Raw genomic sequence first — 24119 nt, forward strand, 5'->3', positions numbered from 1 at the left:
TAGGCTCGGCGGGTGACGAGCGCAGACGACGCCATCAAGGGCGAGGACTGGTACGGACGCGAGCTCGACCGCGTCGAATACACCGGGGTCGTGTTCGACGACGTGGACATGACCGAGCTGCAGAGTTCCGGCGCGACCTTCACCGAGTGCGTCTTCCGCCGCGTGCGGTTTAACGTGAGCGAGCACACGGAGTCGGCGTTCGTGAACTGCCGGTTCGAGACGTGCAACTTCTTCGACGCGACTTTCCGGCGCTGCAAGCTGACCGGCAGCACCTTCCACGGGTGCGAGTTCGCGCTGCTGCAGGTGGAAGGCGGCAACTGGTCGTTCACCGGGTTCGGCCGCGCCGAACTCCGCGGGGTGACGTTCGAGGGTGTGCGCCTGCGCGAAGCCGACCTGTCGGGCGCCCGGTGTCAGGAGGCGCGGTTCGAGCGATGCGACCTGAGCGCCGCCATGCTGACGGGCGCCGATTTCAGTGCAGCGAGCCTCGCCGGGAGCGATCTGACGGGCGTCGACCCGGCCGAGGTGGTCCTGCGCGGAACCGTTATCGACGAACGTCAGGCCGTCGTGCTGGCCGAGGCGCTCGGGATGGTCGTCGTGCCCATGCCCTGACCGCCGCCGGCCAGCCTGACGCCTACGCCACGTCCTGCACCCGGCCGTGCTTGATGTGCAGCCGGCGCTGGGCGCGCTTCGCGACCGCCGTGTCGTGCGTGACGATGATCACGGTGAGGCCGCGGTCGCGCCACAGCCCCTCCAGCAGGTCCATGATCTCGTCGCGGGTCTCCTCGTCCAGGTTCCCGGTGGGCTCGTCGGCGAGCAGCACCTCCGGATCCTTCACCAGCGCCCGGGCGATCGCGACGCGCTGCTGCTGGCCGCCGGACAGCTCCGACGGGAGGTGGCTGCCGCGGTCGGCGAGCCCGACCGAGGCGAGGGCTTCGGCTGCACGCCGCTTGCGATCGGCGGCGCTCACGCCGAGCGGGGCGAGCGCCGTCTCGACGTTCTCCTGAGCCGTCAGCGTCGGGATGAGGTTGAAGCCCTGGAAGACGAAGCCGATCTCCTTGGCGCGGATCTTCGCCAGCTTCGCGTCCCGCTGTGTGGAGAGACTGTCGGACCCGAGCTGGACGGACCCGGAGGTCGGCCGGTCGAGCGCCCCGAGCATCTGGAGCAGGGTCGACTTGCCGCCCCCGGTGGGGCCCTGGATGGCGACCAGCTGGCCGTCCGGGATCTCCAGGCTGACATCGTCGAGGGCGACCACCTGGCGCTTGGACTGGGTGTACTTCTTGGTGACATCGGCGAGTGTGTACACGGTGATTCCTTAGAGTTCGTGAAGCGGTTCAGGCGACGGAGCGCAGGGCTGCCGCGGGGCGGAGGCGGGCGGCGCGCCACCCGCCGATGGCGCCGGCGAGGAGTCCGCCGAGCACGGCGAGGGCGACCGCGCCGACGATGATCCACAGGGTCACCGGCGCGTGCAGCGCGATGTTCGCCGAGGTGGTGGCGGCCTCCCGGGCCGCTCCGAAGGCCCCGCCGCCGAAACCGCCGCCGGTCCCCGCTCCGGTCGCGCCGCCGGTCTCGCCGGTCGCACCGGTGCCTGCCCGACCGGCAGCATCGGCGAAGCCACGTCCGATGCTGCCGGTCAGGGTGGGCGAGATCAGGTTCACGACGAACACCCCGAGGAGTCCGATCGCGACGCCGATCACGCCGCCGATGACACCCTGCACGACCGACTCGCCGGCGACCTGCCCCACGATGCGGCGGTTCGACCAGCCGATCGCCTTCAGGGTGCCGAACTCACGGGTGCGGCGGGTGACGCCGGAGATGGTGAAGAGGATGGCGATGAGGAACGCGGCGGCGAGCACGATCACCGAGAGCCAGGTCCCCAGGTTCGCGATGAGCTCACCTGCGCTGCCGAGCGAGCCGGACACGGTGGAGGCGAGGTCGGCCTGCGTGCTCACCGTGGCGCCGGAGACCGTCTTCGTGAGGTCGGTCTTGAGCTGAGCGATGTCGCCGGAGGACGCGGCCTTCACGTAGACCGACGAGATCTTGCCGGTCTGCCCGGACAGCTTCTGTGCCACATCTAGCGGGATGTACGCGTTGGCCGCCGTGGTGGCGTCCGAGCCGGTCGCTGTGACGATGCCGATCACGGAGAAATCTGTGCCGCCGATCGTGACCGTGTCGCCGACCGCCTTGCTCGCAGTCTTGGCGTAGCTGGCGTCCAGCACCACCACATCCTTGCCCGCGTCAGCGGCGGTGAAGCTCCGTCCGCCGGTCAGAGTCACCGAGGCGAGCGGGCCGACCGACTTTCCGCCCGGCTGCAGTCCGAGCACCGAGAACGAGTCGACGGTGAACGAGCTGCCGCCCGCCCCGTCGGACCCGCCGGTCGGCGGTGCGGTCGGCTGTGCCGCCTGACCGCTCTCCCGCTCCTGTCGCAGCTGCTGGAAGTTCGGCAGCGTCCCGCTGAAGCTGGTGTTGGTGAGTGAGAGCACCGAGGCGGCCGCGGCCACGTTGTCGACCTTCTGCACGGTTGCAAGAGTGGAGGCGTCCATCACGGTCGCGCCGCGGGTCGGCTCCAGGCGCGACGTGTTCACCTGCCGGGCGGTGCCCGTGTCGGTGCCGGCCTGGGCGCCGAAGTCGAAGCGCGGACCGCCGCCGGCCCCCTGCTGCGTCGTGGCGTTCTGGGTGGTGGCCGGCTGGCTGACCGTGATGTCGGTGCCGACGCCGTAGACGGATTGCAGGACGCTCTCCTGGGCTTGGCGCACGCCCGCGGAGACGGCGTTCACGATGATGACGAGGGCGATCGCGAGCGCCATGCCGATCGCGATGATGATCGTCTGCTTGCGGCGGTTGAGCAGCTCGCGCCGCAGGTAGGTCCCGAACATTGGCTTCCAAACTGTGCTGTCGGTTGAAGTTCTTGCAGGAGGTTAAGGACCGCCGTTTTCGGGGCGCTGTGGCGAACCTATGCATGCGCCGTGTACCGATCCCGCATGGCTCGGGATGTCACAGGATCCGGCCCGCCGGTGTCTGAAGGTCGAGGACATCGAGCGAAAGGACGGTCTTATGGAGCACACGGCGCACGTCGTCGTCATCGGCGGAGGCTACGCGGGCGTGGCCGCGGCCAACCGGCTCACGGGTCAGGACGGCATGAGCGTCACCCTGGTGAACCCGCGGCCGGTCTTCGTGGAGCGCATCCGGCTTCATCAGCTGGTCGCGGGCTCGGATGACGCGACCGTCGCGTTCGAGAAGGTGCTGGCCCCGGAGGTCCGCCTCGTCGTCGACACCGCCGAGCGCATCGACGCACCGGAGCGGCGGGTGACCCTGTCGTCGGGCGGGACGCTCGGCTACGACTACCTGGTCTACGCCGCCGGTAGCCGCCGCACAGCTGCCGACGTGCCGGGCGCCGCCGAGAACGCGCTACCCGTCGCGGAGTTCGGTGAGGCCGAGCGGCTGCGGGATGCGCTCGCCGCGGCCGGGCCCGCAGCGCCCGTCACGGTCGTCGGCGGTGGTCCGCTGGGCATCGAAGTGGCCGCCGAACTCGCCGAGCAGGGGCGGGATGTGACCCTCCTGTGCGGCGGACCGCTCGGGCCTTCGCTGCATTCGCGCGCGCGCCGTTCCGTCGCCCGCTCGCTGGCATCCCTGGGCGCGACGGTGCTCGACGGTCCGGGATCGCGCGTGGTGTCGGTGCGGCGGGATGCAGTCGAACTCGCCGATGGCAGCACGCGCCCCAGCGCCGTCACGATCTGGGCCGCCGGCTTCGGCGTCCCCGCGCTCGCGCGCCGCAGCGGGCTGAGCACGGACGCCCTGGGCCGCCTGCTGACCGACGAGACGCTCACCAGCGTGGACGACGACCGCATCGTCGCCGCCGGCGACTCGGCAGCGCCCTCCGGCCGTGCGCTGCGGATGAGCTGCCAGGCGGCCGGGCCGCTCGGGGGCCACGCCGCCGACACGGTGCTCCGGCGGATCGCCGGCGGACAGCCGACGCCGTTCGTGATGGGCTTCGTCGGGCTCTGCCTCAGCCTCGGCCGGAGGCACGGTGTCTTCCAGTTCGAGCACCGGGACGACTCCGCCACGCGGATGCACATCGGCGGCAGAGCCGGTGCGGCGGTGAAGGAGTTGGTGTGCTGGGGAACGATCGAGCAGCTCTCCCTGGAGGCACGGCATCCCGGGGCGACGCGGCTTCCCGCGGCCTTCGGCGATCCGCAGCGACGCCATATGCTCGCTACCAGCAGCGCAGTGTCGAGCGGGGGAGCGGGGCGGTCATGAGCGCGAAGAAGCCGGATGCGGCGACCGCGGCCTTCGTCGCCCACCGAAACCTCCTCTTCACGGTCGCCTACGAAATCTTGGGCTCGGCCGCGGATGCGGAGGACGTGCTCCAAGAGACGTGGCTGCGCTGGGTGAAGGTCGACCAGGCAGAGGTGCGGGAACCGAGGGCGTACCTCGTCCGGATCGCCACGCGCCTCGCGCTCAACCGGCTGCGCAGCGCACAGCGGCGGCGGGAGTCGTACGTCGGCCCGTGGCTTCCGGAGCCTCTGCTCACGACGCCCGACGTGGCGGACGATGTGGAGCTCGCCGAGAGCGTATCCCTGGCGCTGATGGTCGTGTTGGAGACGCTCGGTCCGACAGAGCGCGCCGTGTTCGTGCTGCGTGACATCTTCAAGTTCGAGTTCGACGAGATCGCGGCCACGCTGGACAAGACGCCGGCGGCCGTGCGCCAGATCGCACACCGGGCCCGCGCGCACGTCGAGGCCCGGCGTCCGCGCGTGGCCGTGACCGCCGCCGAGGCGCGTGCCGCCCTCGACGGCTTCCGCGTGGCGGTGGAGACCGGTGACCCCCAGGCGATCCTCGACGTGCTGGCACCGGACGTCGTGCTGATGAGCGACGGCGGAGGCGTCAAGCAGGCGGCACTGCGCCCGATCGTGGGCGCCGACAAGGTGGCGCGGTTCATCGTCGGAGGCATGCGCAAGGCCGGAGCCATGGTGACCGCCGCGGCCACCATGGTCAACGGAAACCCGGCACTCGCGCTCAGCGTCGGAGGCGAGCTCGACGGCGTCCTCACCGCGCGCGTTCAGGACGGTCGCATCACCGGCCTCTACTTCGTCCGCAACCCGGAGAAGCTCACCCGCCTCACCGAAGAGGTCACGCTGGCACGGCGCTGAGGCGCTCAGACAGTTCATAGGTTGCGCAAAGACAGCATCCATCCCGCACCTCATAATGAGAAAGGTGACCATCAACGCCCGTGCCGCCAGCCCCACGTCCAGCAGCCAGCCCCGCACGCTTCTGCGCCGGGCGGACGGCAGCTCCATCCGTGTCCTCGTCGTGGATGACGAAGCCACGCTGACGGACCTGCTCGCGATGGCGCTCCACTACGAGGACTGGGACGTCAAGACCGCCTCCAACGGGCAGCAGGCGCTTCAGCTCTCCCGTGAGTTCAAGCCCGATGTTGTGGTGCTCGACATCATGCTGCCCGACATCGACGGGCTGCAGGTGCTCAACAGGATGCGCGCCGACGGCAACGAGGCGCCCGTCCTCTTCCTCACCGCGAAGGACTCGCTGGACGACCGGATCGCCGGCCTCACCGCCGGCGGCGACGACTACGTCACGAAGCCGTTCAGCCTCGAGGAGCTCGTCGCCCGCCTTCGCGGGCTGCTGCGCCGCTCCCGCGCCGCCGTCGCCGACCACGACGATCCGGTGCTCATCGTGGGCGACCTCGTGCTCGACGAGGACAGCTACGAGGTGCACCGCGACGGCGACCTCATCCAGCTCACCGCCACCGAGTTCGAGCTGCTGCGCTTCCTCATGCGCAACCCGCGGCGCGTGCTGAGCAAGGCGCAGATCCTCGACCGGGTGTGGAGCTACGACTTCGGCGGTTCGTCGAGCGTCGTCGAGCTGTACATCTCTTATCTGCGCAAGAAGATCGACGCCGGCCGCACCCCGATGATCCACACGGTCCGCGGCGCGGGCTACATGGTGAAGGCCGCGCAGTGACCACCGCCCGCTCAGCGGGCAGCCGGTTCCCTCGCATCCGCCCGTTCCGTTCCTGGACGCTGCGCAGCCGCGTGGTGCTCGTTGTGGTGGCGATGCTCGCCGTCCTCGGAGCCGTGATCGGCACCGTCAGCGTCTTCGCACTGCAGAACTACCTGATGCAGCGATTGGATGGGCAGCTCACGTCCGCGCTGGAGCGCGGTCAGCACGCGGCCGACCGGATCTACGGAGACCAGCCCACCGGGCCGGACGTCATCGGTATCGTGCAGACCCCCGGTCAGCAGACCGGGACGTTCGGTGTCATCCGCAGCGGGGACATGCTGCTCTACCCGGTGATCCTCTCGGAGCGCCCTCAGAGCACTTCGCCCGACCAACCTGTCGCACCGCAGCGGGTGCCCATCGCGACCAATGCACTACTCAGTCTTCCGTCCGACGGACATCCTCGCACGATCGATCTGGGTCCTTCCCTCGGCTCGTACCGGATCGCCGCAGCCCAACTCTCCAACGGTGACAGCGTCATCATCGGCCTGCCGCTGAGCGACGTGAACGCCACGGTCGGGCGGCTCACGCTCGTGATCGGCCTGGTCACGCTCGCCGGACTGGTCTTCGCCTTTCTCCTGGCAAGCGTCGTGGTGCGTCTCGCCATGCGCCCGCTGGAGCGGGTGGCGAGCACGGCGGAGCAGGTGTCGTTGCTTCCGCTCGACCGCGGCGACGTCGCGCTCAGCGTTCGCGTGCCCGAGGAGGACACCGACCCGCACACCGAGGTCGGCAAGGTGGGGTCGGCGCTCAACCGGATGCTCGGCCACGTCGCCTCGGCGCTGACCGCCCGACAGGCCAGCGAGCAGAAGGTACGCCAGTTCGTCGCCGACGCGAGCCACGAGCTGCGCACACCGCTCGCGTCGATCCGCGGGTATGCGGAGCTGACCCGCCGCGCACCGCACGAGCTGCCGCCTGACGTGACGCATTCGCTCGGCCGGATCGAGTCCGAGGCGACCCGGATGACCTCCCTGGTGGAGGACCTCCTGCTGCTCGCCCGCCTCGACGAGGGCCGAGAGCTCGACCGTGATCCGGTCGACCTCTCGCTCCTCCTCGTGGATGCGCTCAGCGATGCCCATGCCGCCGGCCCCGATCACGACTGGACCCTGGAGCTGGCGGACGAGCCCGTCGAGGTGGTCGGCGACGCCCCGCGCCTGCACCAGGTGCTCATGAACCTGCTTGCGAACGCGCGTGTCCACACCCCCGAGGGGACTCGCGTCACGGCCGGGCTCCGAGTGGATGCGGAGGCGCAGCGCGCGGTGATCACCGTCGCCGACGACGGCCCGGGCATCCCGGAGCACCTGCAGAGCACGCTGTTCGAGCGGTTCGCCCGCGGCGACGGCTCACGCAACCGGGCCACCGGATCCACGGGCCTCGGCCTCGCGATCGTGGATGCGGTGGTGCAGGCGCACGGCGGAGACGTTGCGGTCAGCAGCGAGCCGGGCAGTACGGTGTTCACGGTGTCGCTTCCGCTGCTGCCGGCCGCGGCAGACACCGAAGCAGAGCCGGCATCTGCGGCCGGTTCCGAGCCCGATTTGCGCGAGGCGCCGCGCATCCCGTAACCTGTACGGAGCCAAAGACCGCTGGTTGTCATGCGTGCATGACCGAAGATCCACTCAGGTGGGGCCCGCGCAGGTGTATGAAGCAAGTTCCGCAGTCACTGTGACTCACAGTTTCTCGGCCTCCAGCTCCGTGCCTCTGCGCCGGAGCTTTTTTCTTTGCCCAAGCGGCCTGAAAGCGGCACACCGCTCCCGCGGTGTGCGACGAAGAAGATTGAGGAGTAGGCCATGGCGAACAAGGAAGCCACGGTTGCCGAGCTCGAGAACCTGTTCGAGAACTCTGCCGCCGTTCTGCTGACCGAGTACCGCGGTCTCACTGTCGCTCAGCTCAAGCAGCTGCGCACGTCGATCAGTGAGCACGCGACCTACGCCGTGGTGAAGAACACGCTGACCAAGATCGCGGCCAACAATGCGGGAATCTCGTCCTTTGACGAGGAGCTCGCAGGGCCGTCCGCGATCGCCTTCGTGCACGGTGACCCTGTCGCCGTCGCGAAGTCGCTGCGTGACTTCGCCAAGGCAAACCCTCTGCTTGTGGTCAAGGGCGGTTACTTCGACGGTAACCCGCTGACCGCAGAAGAGGTAGGCAAGCTCGCCGACCTCGAGTCCCGTGAGGTTCTGCTGGCCAAGCTGGCCGGCGCCTTCAAGGCCTCGCTGTTCGGAGCCGCATATCTGTTCAACGCACCGCTCTCGAAGGCCGTTCGCACGGTCGACGCGCTGCGTGAGAAGCAGGAGTCCGCTGCCTGAGTCCTTACGGACCCAGATCAGCGGTGAGTAACCACACACACTAAGGAGAGAAAAATGGCGAAGCTTACGACTGAGGAGCTGCTCGACGCGTTCAAGGAGCTCACGCTCATTGAGCTCAGCGAGTTCGTGAAGAAGTTCGAGGAGACCTTCGAGGTCACCGCCGCCGCCCCCGTCGCCGTTGCTGCGGCCGGTGCCGGCGCTGCCGCCCCCGCGGAAGAGGTCGAGGAGAAGGACTCCTTCGACGTCGTCCTCGAGGCTGCTGGTGACAAGAAGATCCAGGTCATCAAGGAGGTGCGCGCCCTCACCAGCCTCGGCCTCGGTGAGGCGAAGGCCCTCGTTGACGGTGCACCGAGCAACGTGCTCGAGGGCGCCAACAAGGAGACCGCAGAGAAGGCGAAGGCTCAGCTCGAAGAGGCTGGCGCCACCGTCACCCTCAAGTAATCAGCGCCCCATCGGGGCTCTTCTTACTGACAGGCTGACAGCCGTCTGATCGCGACGCGGACTCCTCCCTTATTGAGAGTGTCCGCGTTGCGGAGGGCGTCGCCCCCGTAACGGGGCGACGCCCTCCGTGCGTTTAACGGCGCACGGACGCGGATGCTCACCCATCCACGCGTCCGATCGCGCCCGAAAGCGTGCATCGGTGTGCAAGGACGCACAACCGGAAGAAGAATCCACGATGAGTACCAGCAAATGGCGTGCCTACGCCTCCGCACTGCGCGGCTTCGGCCACGCGATGCTCCACGGGGAGGACCGCGACAGCGGCTGCCACCCGCCGGATCTGTGCCGCAGGACCCTGCTCTACGACAGGTACCTGCGGTAACACTCCCCGAAACGCCCTCGGCCGACCCGGCCGGGGGCGTTTCGTCGTCCTCGTTTCGCGCTCAGCCGAGACCGAGCACCCGGGCGACGCCCAGTTCGCGGAGGCGGTCGGGATCGGCGAGCACGTCGAGCCCGATGATCCGGTCGTCGGCGATGTCGAACGCCATGACCGACACGACTCGGCCGGACAGCACGGCGGCAACACCCGGGCGCCCTCCGATCAGGACCGGCGTGGAGTGTGCAGCCAGCCGCGCGGACAGCACGGCCTGGGCGGCGATCTGCGCGGCGCCGAGCACATCCTGACGCGAAGTGCCGTAGTCGGCGTGAAGGACGGCATTCTCATCCAGGAGCGTGAGGAGCCGGTCGATGTCGCCGTGCTGAGCGGCGGCCAGCCACGCGTCGACCAGAGGTCGGGCGCGATGGGGGTCCGGTCGCGCAGGCTCCGGTGAGCCGTGCAGGCGGCGGCGCGCCCGCGAGGCGAGCTGGCGGGCCGCCTGGGGCGAGCGACCCAGCGCATCCGCCACCTCCTCGAAGGGCCGTCCGAAGACATCGTGGAGCACGAAAGCGATCCTTTCGGCCGGGCTGAGCGAGTCCAGCACGAGCAGCAGGGCGGCCGCGATGGTGTCACCGCGCTCCGCCTCCGCGGCGGGGTCGCCGAGTGTCGACGCCGGCTCGTCCCAGGGCGTCACCTCCCACGACCGTTCCCGCGTACGCCGGGGCGATTTCAGCTGGTCGAGGCACACCCGGGAGACGACGGTGGTGAGCCACGCGTCGACGTTCTCGATCGCGCCGGTGTCGGCCCGGCTGAGGCGCAGCCACGTCTCCTGCACCGCGTCTTCCGCGTCCGCTCGCGAGGAGAGCAGGCGCGTGGCGATCGCGATGAGGCGTGGCCGCGCATCCTCGAAGCGCTCCGCGAGTGCTGCCGTGTCGGTCATGTCACATCCCGTCCCTTCCGGTCGTCACCCTATCGACGAGCCAGACCCGGTTCGTGTGACACGTCGAAAGGAGATGGACCATGAACGACACCATCGTGGTGACTGGGGGAACGGGACGGATCGGGCGCGAGGTTGTCCCGCTGCTTCGGGCGGCGGGGCGCGACGTGCGGGTGCTCTCCCGTCACCCGCAGGCAGCGGAGGCGCGCGACCCGCGCGTGCAGCAGCTCGAGGGCGACACCGTCGAGGGCCACGGGTTGGATGCCGCCTTCGCCGGCGCAGGGACGGTGCTGCACCTGGCGGGCGGCGCGCGAGGCGACGACCGGTCAGCCCGGAACGTCGCCGAGGCGGCACGACGCGCGGGAACCGGCCATCTCATCCTGATCTCGGTCGTCGGGGCCGCGCGCATGCCGATCGGCTACTTCCGCGCCAAGGCCGAGGCCGAGCGCATCATCGAGGAGTCGGGTGTGCCGTGGAGCATCCTCGCGGTCTCCCAGCTGCACGAGTTCGTGCTCCCGCTGGTCCGTGGGCTCTCTCGTCTGCCGATCACGCCGGTGCCGCGGGGGCTGCGGTTCGAGCCGGTGCACCGGGCGGAGGTGGCCGCCCGGCTCGCGGAACTCGCGCTGTCGGGACCCGCGGGGCGCGTGCCCGACCTCGCTGGGCCGGAGGTGCTCGACGTCGCCGACCTGGTCGCAGGCTTCGCCGGGCGTCGCCGCCCGACGGCTCGGATCCCGCTGGCCGGCGCGGTCGGCCGAGCGTACCGGGACGGGGACAACCTCGCTGATGCGTCGGCGGTTCGCGGCGAACGCACGTGGGCGGAGTTCGTGGGCCGACCCTAGAATCCGACCGTGACCACAGAACCGGACGACGTGACCGCCACCCGCCTCGCCTACGACACCGTCGCCGAGGACTACGCGGAGCTGCTGCGCGACGACCTCGCCGGCAGCGAGTACGACCGCGCGATGCTGGGTGTGTTCTCCGAGCAGGTGCGGCGGGACGGCGGCGGCCTCGTCGGCGACCTGGGCTGCGGGCCGGGACGGATCGCCGGCCACCTGGCGGGGCTCGGGATGGACGTGGTCGGTGTCGACCTGTCGCCGCGGATGGTGGACGTCGCCCGCCGGGATCATCCCGGGGTGCGTTTCGAGGTCGGGTCGATGGCCGACCTGCCCTTCCGGGATGCGGAACTTGGCGGTGCGCTCGCCTGGTACTCCGTCATCCACACGCCGGAGGAGCGGCAGGGGGAGCTGTACGCGGAGTTCGCGCGGGTCGTCCGGCCGGGCGGACGCCTGCTGCTGGCGTTCCAGGTGGGCGAGGATGTCGTCCACCTGACGCACGCGTATGGGCACGAGCTCGATCTGCACACCCGTCGGCAGCGGCCGGAGCGGGTGCGCGACCGGTTGCGCGAGGTGGGCTTCGAGCTGCGCGCTGAGTTCATCAGGCAACCTGTGGGTCCGGAGAAGTCGCCGCAGGGGTACGTGCTCGCGCAGCGCGTTTGATAAACATAGGCAAGCTATATATAATAGGAGCATGCCAGAGACTCCCGAACTTCGTCAGATCCTGGGCGACCTGGTCGTGGCCGCCCATCGCCTCACCCGCCTCGCCGCGCGCGTGACGGGCAGCACCGAATCGCCCGCGACCTGGCGCACCCTCAGCGTGCTGCAGACCGTCGGGCCGATGCGCCTCGGCGAGCTCGCGGCGCAGAGCCGGGTGTCGCAGCCGACGATGACCAAGCTGGTCCGCAACCTCGTCGACGCGGAGTGGGTCAAGCGCATCGCCGACACCGACGACGCCCGCGCGTGGCAGATCGCCATCACCGCCAAAGGCGCCGACGCACTGCAGACCTGGCGCGACGAACTGTCCACCGCCCTGGTCCCGATGTTCTCGGACCTGTCGGACGACGAGCTCGCCGCCATGCGCGCCACCGTCGAGATCATCGGTTCGCGCGTCGACCTCTCTGCGGCGGCCTCCGCCGCGCTCGCCGGCACCCGCTGACCCGCGCCCCCCCCCACATCCACTTCCCGCACACCGATCGCTCAAGGAGCCGTCACCCCTCCATGTCCCACGAACGCCCCACCAGCATCCTCAAACAGCCGACCGCCGTCTGGGCCGTCGCCTTCGCCTCCGTCATCGCCTTCATGGGCATCGGCCTGGTCGACCCCATCCTCCCGGCGATCGCGCACAGCCTGCAGGCGACGCCGACCGAGACCGAGATGCTCTTCACGAGCTACCTGCTGATCACCGGCATCGCGATGTTCTTCACCAGCTACATCTCGAGCCGCATCGGCGCCAAGAAGACGCTGCTGATCGGCCTCGCGCTGATCGTCGTCTTCGCCCTGGCAGCCGGCCTCTCGCAGAACGTCGAGTCGATCATCGGCTTCCGCGCCGGCTGGGGCCTCGGCAACGCGCTGTTCATCTCGACCGCACTGGCGACCATCGTCGGTGCGGCGTCCGGCGGAACATCGGCTGCGATCATCCTGTACGAGGCGGCGCTCGGCCTCGGCATCGCGATCGGTCCGCTGCTCGGCGGACTGCTGGGCAGCTGGAGCTGGCGCGGACCGTTCTTCGGCACCGCGACCCTCATGGCGATCGGATTCATCGCGATCGTGGTGCTGCTGCGGAAGAACCCGGAGAAGCCCACCCCGACGCGGCTGTCCGCGCCGTTCCGCGCGCTCGCCAAGCCGGCGCTGGGCTTCCTCGCCGCCGCTGCACTGTTCTACAACATCGGCTTCTTCGTGCTGCTGGCCTACACCCCGTTCGCGCTCGCGAACCTGGGCGTCGAGGATGCCATCACGCTCGGCCTCATCTTCTTCGGCTGGGGTGTCGGGCTGGCTCTGACCTCGGTCTGGGTCGCTCCGCTGCTGACCTCCCGGCTGCCGCGCACGCGCGTGCTGTGGCTGGTGATGCCGCTCCTCGCCCTCGACCTGCTGGCCGCCGGGCTCCTGGTCTCGTCGCTTGCCGCCCTCATCGTCTGCGTGATCGTCGGTGGACTGCTCCTCGGCATCCTGAACACCGTGCTCACCGAGTGCGTCATGGAGGCGACCGACCTGCCGCGTTCCGTCGCATCCAGCGCGTACTCGGGCGTGCGGTTCCTCGGCGGCGCCGTCGCCCCGCCTGCCGCGACCGTGCTCGCGGCTGTCGTCGGGCCGGCCATGCCGTTCTACGGCGGAGCCATCTCGGTGCTGATCGCGGCGGCGCTCATCGTGATCGGCCACAAGCACCTGAAGCGAGTGGATGCGCCCACCGAGACGGCGCAGCAGGAGGCCGAGGTGCTCAGCCTGGCCGACGCCGACTGACCCGCGAACACTGCCGCGGAAACACCGCCACGGATTCGAAGAGCCGCCCTGTCCTAGCCAGGGCGGCTCCTCCCGTCATGTGGGCCCCGATAGCCCGACGGACGACCCCATCAGCTGGTCGTGCCTACCCGAAAGGCGCGCTCAACCGGATGATCGCGACACCTATTCTCTCAGAACGTGAGAGCGTTTTCTGCATCATCTGCGCGGTGGCGCCGTCGACGATCGGACCACCAGGCTGACGGGGGAGCGTACCGAACGCGTCGCGGGTTCCGCACCGCCGAGTTCGTCCAGCAGGATGCGCGCGGCGGTCGCCCCCTGCTCGAACGGATCCTGCGCCATCGTCGTGAGGCCGAAGCCGGCCGCGTAGTCGTGATCGTCGATGCCGATGACGGACAGGTCCTCCGGAACCCGGAGCCCGTGGTCGCCCGCGGCGAGGATGGCGCCGAACGCCATCTCGTCGGAACCCGCGAACACAGCGGTCGGTAGCGGGCCGGGCCGTTCGAGCAGCCGATTCATCGCGGCGCGGCTCTCGGGAAGCGAGAACCCGCCGGGGATGACCCACTCGGGCCGAACGGGCAGCCCCGCGTCGCGCATCGCATCCTTGAACCCGTGCAACCGGCCGATGGGGACCTGACTGTTCAGGCCCTCCTCGTCCTCGCCGCCGAGGTGGGCGATGTCGGTGTGCCCCAGCGAGATGAGATGCGAGGTCGCCGTGAACGCGGTCGACGTCTCGTCGATGCCCACGCTGCGGAGGCCCTTCACCGGGCCGCCGACCACGATCGTGGGATGCCCCAGGGTCGCGAGCTGTTCGCGCTCATCGGTCGTGAAGTCGAGACAGAGCGCCAGGAGGGCATCTGTGCGCTTGCGCAGGATGCTGCGGTGGAAGACGCGCTCGCGGTCGCCGCGGTGCCCGCCCAGGTTGAACAGGATCATGTCGTAGCCCACGCCGCGCAGCTCCGCATCCACCCCCTCCAGCACCTGGGTGTAGAACCAGCGGCTCACCGACGGGACCACGACGCCCATCGCCAGGGTGCGTCCACTGGCGAGCCCCGAAGCGCTCGACGAGGCGACGTAGCCCAGCTCGTCGGCAGCCCGCCGCACGGCGGCCCGCGTCTTGTCCGAGACGTTCGGGAGGCCGCGCAGCGCACGTGAGACGGTGGCCGTCGAGACCCCGGTCGCGCGCGCGACCTCCTCGATTCCCGCCATATCGGGACCCCGGTTCACGAATCCTGGTGCTCGAGCGCCTCCTCGGCCTCCTGCCGCCGCGCGATGATGCGACGGCGCAGTTGCAGGAGGCCGATGAAGGCGAGCACGAGGACCAGCAGGGTGAGCGCCCACCCGAGGGCGGGCTGCCCGGTCAGCTCGCAGAAGAGCGTGATCCCGAGGAAAGCGAGCCCGAAGAAGCCGACGAAGCCGAGGCCCACGTCGACCACTTCACGGGAGTCGCTCCAGCGCATGCGATCAGCCCTTCACGCCACCGGCGGTGAGACCAGCGACGATCCGGCGCTGGAAGATCAGCACCAGGATGATCAGCGGCACCGTCACGATCGTCCCAGCGGCCATGATCGCGGTGTACGGCTCCTGGTGCGGCTGGCTGCCGGTGAAGGAGGCGATGGCCACGGTGACCGGTTGCGTCCGGTCGCTCGACAGCTGGCTGGAGATCAGGAACTCGTTCCACGACGAGATGAACGCCAGGATCGCCGTCGTGAACACGGCAGGAGCCGCGAGCGGGAGGATGATCTTCCGGAACGCCTGCGCCTGCGTGCAGCCGTCGATCCGAGCCGCCTCCTCGAGGTCCCACGGCATCTCCCGGAAGAACGAGTTCAGCGTGTAGACCGTCAGCGGAAGCGCGAACGAGATCTCCGGGATGATCAGCGCCTGGTAGGTGCCCATCCAGCCGATGTTCGTAAACAGCTGGAACAGCGGCGTGATCAGCGCGACGCCCGGGAACATCGACGCGGCGAGGATGATGCCGAGCACGATTCCCTTGAACTTGAAGTCGAGCCGAGCAAGGGCGTAGGACGCGAAGATGCCGACCACCAGGGAGATCGCGGTGACGCAGACGCCGATGAACAGCGAGTTCAGCAGCGCTCCTGGCAGGTTGTTGCCCAGCTGGGTCGACAGCGCCGTCGCGTAGTTGTCGAGGGTCACGTGGGTGAACCACGGCGTGTTGTCGTTGGTGAAGCCCACCTCGCGGAACGAGGTCACGACCATCCAATAGAAGGGGAGCAGGCACCACAGCACGATCACGAGTGCCTGGATGCCGGTGCGCAGCCCGGCGTTGCGGCGGCGCTGCTTCGTGCGGTTCTTGGTCTGGGTACGGGGGAGCGCTCCCGCCTCGGCGGTCGCTGCTGCCTGTCCGGCGACGGCGGTCATCACTTCGTCCCCTTCTGCTGAGTCTCCTGTGTTCGCACGACGTTCGTCCCGAGCAATCGGACGAAGATGAAGGCGATCAGGAAGATGATGATGAACGTGATCGTCGAGAGGGCGGCAGCGCTATTGAAGCCCTGCCTGATCTGATCGACGACCAGGATCGACAGGGTCGTGGTGGCATGGCCTGTACCGCCTCCGCCGCCGGTGAGGATCTGCGGCAGGTCGTAGATGCGGAGCGCATCCAGGACGCGGAACAGGATGGCGACCATCAGCGCCGGCTTCAGCAGCGGCATGGTCACCCGCCAGAACCGCTGCCAGGTGCTGGCGCCGTCGACCTTCGCGGCCTCGTACACGTCCTCCGGGATGATCTGCAGGCCCGCGAGGATCAGCAGCGCCATGAACGGGGTCGTCTTCCACGTGTCCGCGATGATGACCGCGAACCGGGATGCCCACTCATCCGAGGTCCACAGGATGTGGGCTCCCAAGACGGCGTTGGCGACACCGGCGAACGAGAAGATGAAGAACCACAGCTTCGCGGTGACGGCGGTCGGGATGGCCCACGGGATCAGGATGGCCGCGCGGACGAAGCCGCGGCCGCGGAAGGCGCGGTTCATGATCAGCGCGAACCAGAGGCCGAGCCCGGTCTCCAGGATGACGGTCGTCACGGTGAAGAAGAACGTGACGAAGACGGCGCTCCAGAAGGTGGAGCCGAGGTTGCCGGGCGGGCACGAGATGGTCGTGCCGTTCGGCCCCTGGCACTGCTGGAACAGCCAGTGGGCGTAGTTCTGGAATCCGGCGAAGCCGCCCTGGACGAAGAGTCCGGTAGCGGGGTCGAGGCCGGCGTCCTTCTGGAAGGACATGACGATGGCGCTGACCACGGGGTAGCCGATGACGATCGCCAGGAGGACCAGGGTGGGGATGATCAGATAGAAAGCCCAGCGACTCTGCTGGGCGCGCTGCCGCTTGGCTCCCGCGCGGATCGGCTTCTTGCCGTTACTGCCGGTCTGGGTGGATGAGGGGGCGACGACGTTCGACGTTGACATGTGTGCCTCCGGATGCTTGTCGGAAGGGAAGGGGCCGGGCGGCGGGAGAGTTCCCGCCGCCCGGCAACCGGTTCAGGCCGGGGTCAGCCGGCGCTGGCGGTGTTGATCGCCGACGCCATGTCCTTCAGCGCCTGGTCGACCGACTTGTCACCCTTGAGGGCGGCGTAGGAGTTGTCCTGAACCGCCTTGGTGATGGCCGGGTAGAACGGCGAGACAGGACGCGGAACCGCGTTCTCGATCGACGTCTTCAGCGTCGACAGGTACGGCAGCTGGCTGTTCAGCGCCGCATCGTCGTACAGGGAAGAAACGACCGGGGCGAGCGAACCCTGCGTCACGAAGAACTTCTGCGTCTCTTCGCTCTGCAGGAACTTCAGGAACTCGAACGCGGTGGCCTTGTGCTTGGAGTACACGCTGATCGCCGCGTTGTGACCGCCCAGGCTGGAGACGCCCGGCTTGTCCGCGGTGACGCCCGGAAGCGGCGCGATCCCGAAGGTGTCCTTCACCGTCGAGGAACCGTCCGTCTTGGCCAGGTTGTACACGTAGGGCCAGTTGCGCAGGAACATCAGCTTGCCGGCCTCGAACGACTGACGGCCCTGCTCCTCCTGGTAGGTGATGGCCTCTGCCGGGATCTGCCCGTTCTTGAAGCCGTCCACGAGCCGGGTCAGACCCGCCTTCGCCTCGGGGCTGTCGACGGTGACCTTCTTGCCGTCCTCGCCGACGATGGTGCCGCCGTTGGTGTTGATCGCCTCGGCGACGTTCACCGTGAGGCCCTCGTACTGCGCGAACTGGCCGGCGTAGCAGCCGATGCCCTTCGCCTTGGCGATGTCGCAGTCCTTGAGCATCTCATCCCACGTCTTCGGCGGCGTCGGGACCAGGTCCTTGCGGTAGTACAGGATGCCGCCGTCGGAGGTCTGCGGCGCCGCGTACTGCGTGCCGTTGTAGGTTCCCGACTTGACGGTCGGCGCCAGAAGCGACGAGTTGTCCATCTTGAACTTGCCGGTCAGCGGCTGGAGCCAGCCCTTCGCGGCGAACTCGCCGGTCCACACCACATCGACGTCGACGACGTCGTAGTTGGCGTCCTTCGCCTGGAAGTGCTGCACGAGGTCGTCGTGCTGCTGGTCGGCCTGGTCGGTCTGCTCCTTGAAGGTGACCTTCTCGTCCGGGTGGGCCTTGTTCCACTTCTCGATCAGGGGACGGACCACGTTCGAGTTGTCCTTGCCCTGCACGTAGGTGATGGGGCCCTTGCTGTCGGTGTTGGAGTTGGCGTCGCCGCCACCACTACCCGACCCGCCGCCACCAGTACATCCCGCCAGCGCGAGGCCTGCGAGGGCCACCCCGGCGATCACGGAGAGACGTGCTGCTTTCATTTCACTCCTCGTTGAGCTCTTGGTGCGGGCGCAGGTGTGCGCCCGCGATCACGGTACCCCCACGCTCGCGCCGTATGCAAGCGTTTACGTCAAGCGCTTGCATCACGGTTGCGTCACGTCGGTCGACCCCTCCAAGGGGGTTACGCTTGAGTCCATGAGCGGGATGCGCGGCATGGCTGCAGCCGGAGGCGGCGGCGGCCGGGGGCGCGTCAGCGGCGGGGATGCCGAAGCGCAGCGTGCGCTCAACGCGAGCGCGCCGACGATCCCGCACCTGTTCCGCCGCATCGTGGAGCTGTTCGCGCCGCACCGTTCGGCGATCATCGTCACGATGGTGCTGGTGCTCGCGGGGGCGGCGCTCACCGTCATCCCTCCGCTGCTGACGGAGCGCGCGTTCGACGACGGGCTCTTCCCGCCGGGCGGCGAGCCGAACCTCCCGGTGCTGGTCGAGATCGTCGTGATCATGCTGGTCGTCTTCGTCTCCTCGGCCCTGCTCGGGGTGTGGCAGACCTACCTGACGGCGTCGGTGGGCAACAAGGTGATGGGTGCGCTGCGCGTGCGGCTGTTCTCGCACCTGCAGTCGATGGAGCTCAGCTTCTTCACGCACACCAAGACCGGCATCATCCAGTCGCGGCTGCAGAACGATGTCGGCGGCGTCGCGAACGTCCTCACCAACACGATCTCCAGCATCTTGGGCAACACGGTCACCGTGATCGCCGCCCTCGTCGCCATGCTCCTGCTCAACTGGCAGCTCACGATCGTCGCGGTGGTGCTCATGCCCATCCTGGTCATCGCCCAGCGGCGCGTCGGGCAGGTGCGTGCCAGGATCGCGACGAAGACGCAGGAGTCGCTCTCGGACATGACGGCGATCACGCAGGAGACGCTGAGCGTCTCCGGCATCCTGCTCTCCAAGAGCTTCAACCGTCAGGGCACCGAGGTGGAGCGCTACTCCGGCGAGAACCGCAACCAGATCCGGCTGCAGGTGTCGCAGGCGATGAGCGGACAGTGGTTCTTCGCGATGGTGAACATCTTCCTGTCGTCGATCCCCGCCATCGTGTATCTCGTCTCCGGCTGGCTGATCCTCGGCGGCGCGGCCGACATCTCCGCCGGAACCATCGTGGCGTTCACCACCGTGCAGGCGCGCCTCCTGTTCCCGCTGCTCGCGCTGATGCGGGTCTCGCTCGACCTGCAGACCTCCAGTGCGCTGTTCGCCCGCATCTTCGAGTACCTCGACCTGAAGCCGGCCATCGCGGACCGGCCCGACGCCGTCCCCGTCGACCCCGCCCGCGATCTCGGCCGCATCGAGTTCGACCGCGTGGTCTTCCGCTACCCGGACGCCCGCGAGGGTGAGCGCAACACCCTCGACGACGTGTCCTTCGTCATCGAGCCGGGCGAGTTCGCGGCGTTCGTGGGTCCCAGCGGCGCGGGCAAGACCACGGTGTCGTACCTCATCCCGCGGTTCTACGACGCGACCAGCGGCCGCATCCTCTTCGGCGACACCGACCTGCGGGAGCTTCAGCAGGACTCGCTCGTGTCGCACATCGGGGTGGTGAGCCAGGAGACGTACCTGTTCCACGCGACCATCGCCGAGAACCTGCGGTACGCCCGGCCCGACGCGACGCAGGAGGAGCTGGAGGATGCGGCCAAGCGCGCCAACATCCACGAGACGATCGTCAGCTTCCCCGACGGCTACGACACGATCGTGGGGGAGCGCGGCTACCGGCTCTCCGGCGGTGAGAAGCAGCGCATCGCGATCGCTCGGGTGCTGCTGAAGGACCCGGAGGTGCTCATCCTCGACGAGGCGACGAGCGCCCTCGACACCATCTCGGAACGGGTCGTGCAGCAGGCGCTGGACACCGCATCCAGTGGACGCACCACCATCGCCATCGCCCACCGGCTCTCCACCATCGTCGCCGCCGACGTCATCTTCGTGATCGACCACGGGCAGGTCGTTGAGCGCGGGACGCACCGCGAGCTGCTGGAGGAGGGCGGCGTGTATTCGCGGCTCTACCGCGAGCAGTCCGAGAGCGCTGTCGTTGAGGAGTGACGGACTCCGTGCTTCCCACGCATCCGACGAAAGGATCTTCGTGCCGACGATCACCGAACTGCTGTCCGCCAACCTGATCGAGGTATTCGGGAACCGCGATGCGCATTCGCGCCGTGCGGCGATCGAGCGCACGTACACCGAGGACGTCGTGTTCGCCGACCCGGAGGGTGAGGTGACGGGGTGGGATGCGCTGGAGGCGAAAGCGGCCGGCCTCCTCGACGGCGCACCGCAATCGTTCGTATTCGCCGATGTCGGACCCGTGTACCTCGGGGCGGCTTCGGGGGCACTCGCGTGGACCTTCGGCCCGGAGGGCGAGCCGGTCGCCCGGGGCGTCGACGTGATCGAGGTGCGCGACGGGCGCATCGCGTCGCTGCGGACGTTGCTCGCGGGGTGACCGTCCCGCAGACCTCCCGCCACCGCGCCCACAGGGCTAGACTCCACAGAGTTAGGCCGGTCTAACTTCCGGTCCGGGAGGTGCGATGAGCGTCGAGGTCCGCGAGCGTCCGTCCCGCGCCGCGCCGGCGCGTCTGCTGCTCCTCCTCGGCCCCGCCTTCGTCGCGGCCATCGCGTACGTCGACCCGGGCAACGTCGCCGCGAACCTGACCGCCGGCGCCCGGTACGGCTACCTGCTCGTCTGGGTGCTGGTCGCCGCGAACGCGATCGCCGTCTTCGTGCAGTACCAGTCGGCGAAGCTCGGCATCGTCACCGGCCGGAGCCTTCCCGAGCTGCTGGGCGAGCGGCTGGGCACCGGAACCCGCCGCGCGTACTGGGTGCAAGCCGAACTGGTCGCGGCCGCGACCGACATCGCCGAGGTCATCGGCGGCGCCATCGCGCTCAACCTGCTCTTCGGCCTCCCGCTCCCCCTCGGCGGGCTCATCGTCGGTATCGTTGCCATCGCGATCCTCTCCCTCCAATCCCGCCGTGGTCAGCGTCCGTTCGAGGCGGTCATCCTGGGGCTTCTGGCCGTCATCGCCATCGGCTTCCTGGCCGGACTGTTCGTCAGCCCGGTGAACTGGGGGGAAGCCGTCGGCGGACTCGTGCCGCGCTTCGACGGCGCCCCGACCGTGCTGCTCGCGGCGAGCATGCTGGGCGCGACGGTCATGCCGCACGCGATCTACCTGCACTCGGCGCTCGCACGCGACCGCCACGGCGCACCGGGGGACGGCGGCCGCATCCGCACCCTCCTCCAGGCGACCCGAGTGGATGTGGTGCTCGCGCTGGTCCTCGCCGGTGCCGTGAACATCGCGATGCTGCTCGTCGCGGCGTCCGCGCTGCGCGGCGTCGACGGAACCGACACCATCGAGGGCGCCCACGTCGCGATCTCCTCCGCCCTGGGACCTGCGGTCGGGGTGGTCTTCGCTGTCGGACTCCTCGCCTCCGGGCTGGCCTCGACGTCCGTGGGAAGCTACGCGGGAGCCACGATCATGGGCGGCCTGCTGAAGTTCCGCGTTCCGCTGCTGGTCCGACGCGTCGTCACGCTGATCCCGGCGATCGCCATCCTGGCCCTCGGTGTCGATCCCACCTGGGCGCTGGTGCTGTCGCAGGTGTTCCTGAGCCTCGGCATCCCGTTCGCGATGATCCCGCTCCTCCGGCTGACCGCGTCCCGTGCGGTGATGGGGGAGTCCGCCGATCGGCTGTGGGTGCGCATCCTCGGCGGCACGGTGGCGGCGCTGGTCGTGGTGCTGAACCTCGCCCTGGTCGTCCTGACGGTGACGGGCGCCTGAGGTCCCCTCCGCGGTGAGGGCGACCGCGCGTCACATTCGCCGCTGCGCGACCGGCGGCGCAGGTTCCGAACAGCGGCGCTCGCTGGAGGGTCACGGACGCGGGTGCGCCGCGACCCACAGAGCCGCGGCGGCGGCCGCGCTCAGCGACACCGTCGCACCACCGACACGCACCGTCACGGGGTCGGCGGACGGGCCGTGCGCCTCGACCGTCACGGCGGTGTCGAGGCCGATCCCGAGGTCGCGGAGCAGGCGCAGCACGGCCGGATCGGAGTCCGAGATGCGGACGACCGTCAGCATCGCGCCGGCCTCCGCCTCGAGCAGCGGCACCGCATCCGGCCGCCGGGGAGTGCCATCGGCGGTCGGGATGGGGTCGCCGTGCGGATCGCGCGCCGGGAAGCCGAGCCTGCGGTCCATCCGCTCCACCAGTTCGTCCGACACCGCGTGCTCCAGCACCTCCGCCTCGTCGTGCACCTCGTCCCAGCCGTAGCCGAGCTCCTCCACCAGGAACGTCTCGATCAGGCGGTGGCGCCGCACCATCGCGACGGCGTGGCGCCGACCGGCGTCGGTCAGGGCGACGCCGCCGTACCGTTCGTGCTCCACGAGTCCCTGCTCGGAGAGGCGTCGGACGCCGTCCGACACGGTCGCCGCGCGCACACCCATCCGCTCGGACAGCAGCTTGACCGTCACCGGCCCGTCGGACCATTCCGTCGCCGACCAGATGATCTTCAGGTAGTCCTGCGCGACGGAGGACAGGTCGGACACGGGCATGACGCGATTCTAGGGCGGCCGTCACACAGTCGTCCTGGCCGACCGGCGCTGTTAAGGTGGGTCGGGTGAAGTACGCAGAGACCATCATCGACTTGGTCGGCGACACCCCGCTCGTGAAGCTCAACAGGCTGACCGACGGGATCGCGGCGACGGTGCTCGTCAAACTCGAGTACCTGAACCCCGGAGGTTCGTCGAAGGACCGCATTGCCTCCCGCATCATCGACGCTGCGGAGCGCGAGGGGCTGTTGAAGCCCGGCGGCACCATCGTGGAACCGACGAGCGGCAACACCGGAGTCGGGCTCGCCCTGGTCGCGCAGCAGCGCGGGTACCGGTGCGTGTTCGTCCTCCCCGACAAGGTGGGCGAGGACAAGATCAACGTCCTCACCGCCTATGGCGCGGAGGTGGTGGTGACGCCCACGTCGGTGCCGCCCGACCATCCCGACTCCTACTACTCGGTGTCCGACCGGCTGACGGCGGAGATCCCGGGCGCGTTCAAGCCCAACCAGTACTTCAACCCGAACGGTCCGCGCAGCCACTACGAGACCACCGGTCCGGAGATCTGGCGCGACACCGACGGCCGCATCACGCACTTGGTCGCGGGAGTCGGCACCGGTGGCACAATTACCGGCACCGGGCGCTTCCTCAAGGAGGTGTCGGAAGGTGGCGTGCGGATTATCGGCGCCGACCCCGAAGGCTCCGTCTACTCGGGGGGCACCGGCCGTCCATACCTCGTCGAGGGCGTCGGCGAGGACTTCTGGCCGGGCGCGTACGACCCCGCCGTGGTGGATGAGGTGATCGCGGTCAGCGACGCCGACGCGTTCCGCATGACCCGGCGTCTCGCACGCGAGGAGGGCATCCTCGTCGGCGGTTCCAGCGGCATGGCCGTCGAGGCGGCCCTGCGCGCGGCGAAGGACCTGGGGCCCGACGACATCGTCGTCGTGATCCTCCCGGACGGCGGCCGCGGCTACCTGGCGAAGATCTTCAACGACCGGTGGATGCAGTCCTACGGTTTCAGCGAGGTCCCCGACGAGTCGACGGTGCACGACATCATCAAGACGAAGAGCGGCGCGCTGCCGGACCTGGTGCACACGCACCCGTCCGAGACCGTGCGCGACGCCATCCAGACGATGAACACGTACGGCGTCTCGCAGCTCGTCGTCCTGACGGCCGAACCGCCCGTCGTCATGGGCGAGGTCGCCGGGGCGCTCGACGAGCGCTCGCTGGTGGATGCGGTGTTCAGCGGGCACGCCGAGATGAGCGACTCGGTGGGCAAGCACCTGGGCGAGCCGCTCGGACTCATCGGAGTGAACGAGCCGGTCACCGCCGCGCGCGCCGCGCTCGCCACGACCAACGCCCTGCTGGTGACCGACGGCGGCAAGCCCGTCGCGGTGCTCACCCGGCAGGACCTGCTCAACTACTTCAGCGACTGACGCCGCCGGCACGA

25 protein-coding genes are annotated in these 24119 nt (G+C 69.2%); 16 read left to right on the forward strand and 9 right to left on the reverse strand.

Annotation, left to right across the window (positions count from 1 at the left end; all coding sequences use genetic code 11):
- Positions 1 to 12: 12 nt before the first annotated feature.
- Positions 13 to 609, forward strand: coding sequence for a pentapeptide repeat-containing protein (locus tag AB7E03_RS16870; protein ID WP_489942483.1), 597 nt, complete (start codon positions 13 to 15; stop codon positions 607 to 609).
- Positions 610 to 631: 22 nt separating this feature from the next.
- Here the strand turns inward: AB7E03_RS16870 and AB7E03_RS16875 are convergent, their stop codons facing one another.
- Together AB7E03_RS16875 and AB7E03_RS16880 are read right to left on the reverse strand one after the other, a co-directional pair.
- The gene (locus AB7E03_RS16875; RefSeq protein ID WP_489942484.1) at positions 632 to 1303 is read right to left on the reverse strand and encodes an ABC transporter ATP-binding protein; all 672 of its coding nucleotides are present in this window, start codon (positions 1301 to 1303) and stop codon (positions 632 to 634) included.
- A gap of 28 nt (positions 1304 to 1331) precedes the next feature.
- Positions 1332 to 2873, reverse strand: coding sequence for an ABC transporter permease (locus tag AB7E03_RS16880; RefSeq protein ID WP_489942485.1), 1542 nt, complete (start codon positions 2871 to 2873; stop codon positions 1332 to 1334).
- Between the two features lie 178 nt (positions 2874 to 3051).
- Here AB7E03_RS16880 and AB7E03_RS16885 point away from each other — a divergent pair, with 178 nt between their 5' ends.
- The 7 genes from AB7E03_RS16885 (at position 3052) to AB7E03_RS16915 (ending at position 9132) form a co-directional block, all read left to right on the forward strand.
- Positions 3052 to 4254, forward strand: a complete 1203-nt coding sequence (locus AB7E03_RS16885; RefSeq protein WP_489942486.1) for an NAD(P)/FAD-dependent oxidoreductase — start codon at positions 3052 to 3054, stop codon at positions 4252 to 4254.
- Positions 4251 to 5147 carry an RNA polymerase sigma-70 factor gene (locus AB7E03_RS16890; protein WP_489942487.1) on the forward strand — a complete coding sequence of 299 codons (897 nt, stop codon included), beginning with the start codon at positions 4251 to 4253 and terminating at the stop codon, positions 5145 to 5147. The genes AB7E03_RS16885 and AB7E03_RS16890 overlap by 4 nt, the downstream gene beginning before the upstream one ends.
- 55 nt (positions 5148 to 5202) lie before the next feature.
- Entirely contained in the window at positions 5203 to 5976 is a 774-nt protein-coding gene (locus tag AB7E03_RS16895; RefSeq protein ID WP_489942488.1) for a response regulator transcription factor, read from the forward strand.
- Between the two features lie 92 nt (positions 5977 to 6068).
- Positions 6069 to 7571, forward strand: coding sequence for a sensor histidine kinase (locus tag AB7E03_RS16900; RefSeq protein WP_489942930.1), 1503 nt, complete (start codon positions 6069 to 6071; stop codon positions 7569 to 7571).
- A gap of 225 nt (positions 7572 to 7796) precedes the next feature.
- Positions 7797 to 8312 carry a 50S ribosomal protein L10 gene (gene rplJ / locus AB7E03_RS16905; protein WP_441783634.1) on the forward strand — a complete coding sequence of 172 codons (516 nt, stop codon included), beginning with the start codon at positions 7797 to 7799 and terminating at the stop codon, positions 8310 to 8312.
- A gap of 54 nt (positions 8313 to 8366) precedes the next feature.
- A complete protein-coding gene (gene rplL, locus AB7E03_RS16910) occupies positions 8367 to 8753 on the forward strand; it encodes a 50S ribosomal protein L7/L12 (protein ID WP_441783635.1) in 387 nt (128 codons plus the stop codon).
- A gap of 235 nt (positions 8754 to 8988) precedes the next feature.
- Positions 8989 to 9132, forward strand: coding sequence for a hypothetical protein (locus tag AB7E03_RS16915; protein ID WP_441783636.1), 144 nt, complete (start codon positions 8989 to 8991; stop codon positions 9130 to 9132).
- A 61-nt stretch (positions 9133 to 9193) separates the two neighbouring features.
- Here the strand turns inward: AB7E03_RS16915 and AB7E03_RS16920 are convergent, their stop codons facing one another.
- Positions 9194 to 10066 (reverse strand): sigma-70 family RNA polymerase sigma factor, encoded by an 873-nt coding sequence (locus AB7E03_RS16920; protein ID WP_489942489.1) that lies wholly within the window; start codon positions 10064 to 10066, stop codon positions 9194 to 9196.
- Between the two features lie 80 nt (positions 10067 to 10146).
- On the opposite strand from AB7E03_RS16920, the gene AB7E03_RS16925 reads away from it, so the two are divergent.
- The 4 genes from AB7E03_RS16925 to AB7E03_RS16940 all read left to right on the forward strand — a co-directional run bounded on the left by AB7E03_RS16925 (position 10147) and on the right by AB7E03_RS16940 (position 13356).
- A complete protein-coding gene (locus tag AB7E03_RS16925) occupies positions 10147 to 10902 on the forward strand; it encodes an SDR family oxidoreductase (protein WP_489942490.1) in 756 nt (251 codons plus the stop codon).
- 9 nt (positions 10903 to 10911) lie between these two features.
- A complete protein-coding gene (locus tag AB7E03_RS16930) occupies positions 10912 to 11559 on the forward strand; it encodes a class I SAM-dependent methyltransferase (RefSeq protein WP_489942491.1) in 648 nt (215 codons plus the stop codon).
- 31 nt (positions 11560 to 11590) lie between these two features.
- A complete protein-coding gene (locus AB7E03_RS16935) occupies positions 11591 to 12055 on the forward strand; it encodes a MarR family winged helix-turn-helix transcriptional regulator (RefSeq protein ID WP_489942492.1) in 465 nt (154 codons plus the stop codon).
- 62 nt (positions 12056 to 12117) lie between these two features.
- Entirely contained in the window at positions 12118 to 13356 is a 1239-nt protein-coding gene (locus AB7E03_RS16940; RefSeq protein WP_489942493.1) for an MFS transporter, read from the forward strand.
- 195 nt (positions 13357 to 13551) lie between these two features.
- Here the strand turns inward: AB7E03_RS16940 and AB7E03_RS16945 are convergent, their stop codons facing one another.
- From AB7E03_RS16945 to AB7E03_RS16965, 5 genes are all read right to left on the reverse strand, one after another.
- Positions 13552 to 14562 carry a LacI family DNA-binding transcriptional regulator gene (locus AB7E03_RS16945; protein ID WP_489942494.1) on the reverse strand — a complete coding sequence of 337 codons (1011 nt, stop codon included), beginning with the start codon at positions 14560 to 14562 and terminating at the stop codon, positions 13552 to 13554.
- A gap of 14 nt (positions 14563 to 14576) precedes the next feature.
- Positions 14577 to 14813, reverse strand: a complete 237-nt coding sequence (locus AB7E03_RS16950) for a hypothetical protein (RefSeq protein ID WP_489942495.1) — start codon at positions 14811 to 14813, stop codon at positions 14577 to 14579.
- Positions 14814 to 14817: 4 nt separating this feature from the next.
- Entirely contained in the window at positions 14818 to 15732 is a 915-nt protein-coding gene (locus AB7E03_RS16955; RefSeq protein ID WP_489942496.1) for a carbohydrate ABC transporter permease, read from the reverse strand.
- Entirely contained in the window at positions 15732 to 16772 is a 1041-nt protein-coding gene (locus tag AB7E03_RS16960) for a carbohydrate ABC transporter permease (protein ID WP_489942497.1), read from the reverse strand. Before AB7E03_RS16960 ends, AB7E03_RS16955 begins: the two co-directional genes overlap by 1 nt.
- 83 nt (positions 16773 to 16855) lie before the next feature.
- Positions 16856 to 18139 (reverse strand): ABC transporter substrate-binding protein, encoded by a 1284-nt coding sequence (locus AB7E03_RS16965; protein WP_489942498.1) that lies wholly within the window; start codon positions 18137 to 18139, stop codon positions 16856 to 16858.
- A 154-nt stretch (positions 18140 to 18293) separates the two neighbouring features.
- On the opposite strand from AB7E03_RS16965, the gene AB7E03_RS16970 reads away from it, so the two are divergent.
- The 3 genes from AB7E03_RS16970 (at position 18294) to AB7E03_RS16980 (ending at position 21907) form a co-directional block, all read left to right on the forward strand.
- A complete protein-coding gene (locus AB7E03_RS16970) occupies positions 18294 to 20183 on the forward strand; it encodes an ABC transporter ATP-binding protein (protein ID WP_489942499.1) in 1890 nt (629 codons plus the stop codon).
- A 40-nt stretch (positions 20184 to 20223) separates the two neighbouring features.
- Positions 20224 to 20577, forward strand: coding sequence for a nuclear transport factor 2 family protein (locus AB7E03_RS16975; protein WP_489942500.1), 354 nt, complete (start codon positions 20224 to 20226; stop codon positions 20575 to 20577).
- Between the two features lie 85 nt (positions 20578 to 20662).
- Positions 20663 to 21907, forward strand: a complete 1245-nt coding sequence (locus AB7E03_RS16980) for an Nramp family divalent metal transporter (RefSeq protein WP_489942501.1) — start codon at positions 20663 to 20665, stop codon at positions 21905 to 21907.
- A 90-nt stretch (positions 21908 to 21997) separates the two neighbouring features.
- Here the strand turns inward: AB7E03_RS16980 and AB7E03_RS16985 are convergent, their stop codons facing one another.
- Positions 21998 to 22675, reverse strand: a complete 678-nt coding sequence (locus AB7E03_RS16985; protein ID WP_489942502.1) for a metal-dependent transcriptional regulator — start codon at positions 22673 to 22675, stop codon at positions 21998 to 22000.
- 65 nt (positions 22676 to 22740) lie between these two features.
- Here AB7E03_RS16985 and AB7E03_RS16990 point away from each other — a divergent pair, with 65 nt between their 5' ends.
- The gene (locus AB7E03_RS16990) at positions 22741 to 24105 is read left to right on the forward strand and encodes a cystathionine beta-synthase (RefSeq protein WP_489942503.1); all 1365 of its coding nucleotides are present in this window, start codon (positions 22741 to 22743) and stop codon (positions 24103 to 24105) included.
- The last annotated feature ends 14 nt before the right edge of the window (positions 24106 to 24119 follow it).

The sequence above is a fragment of the Leifsonia sp. RCC_180 genome (assembly GCF_058138205.1).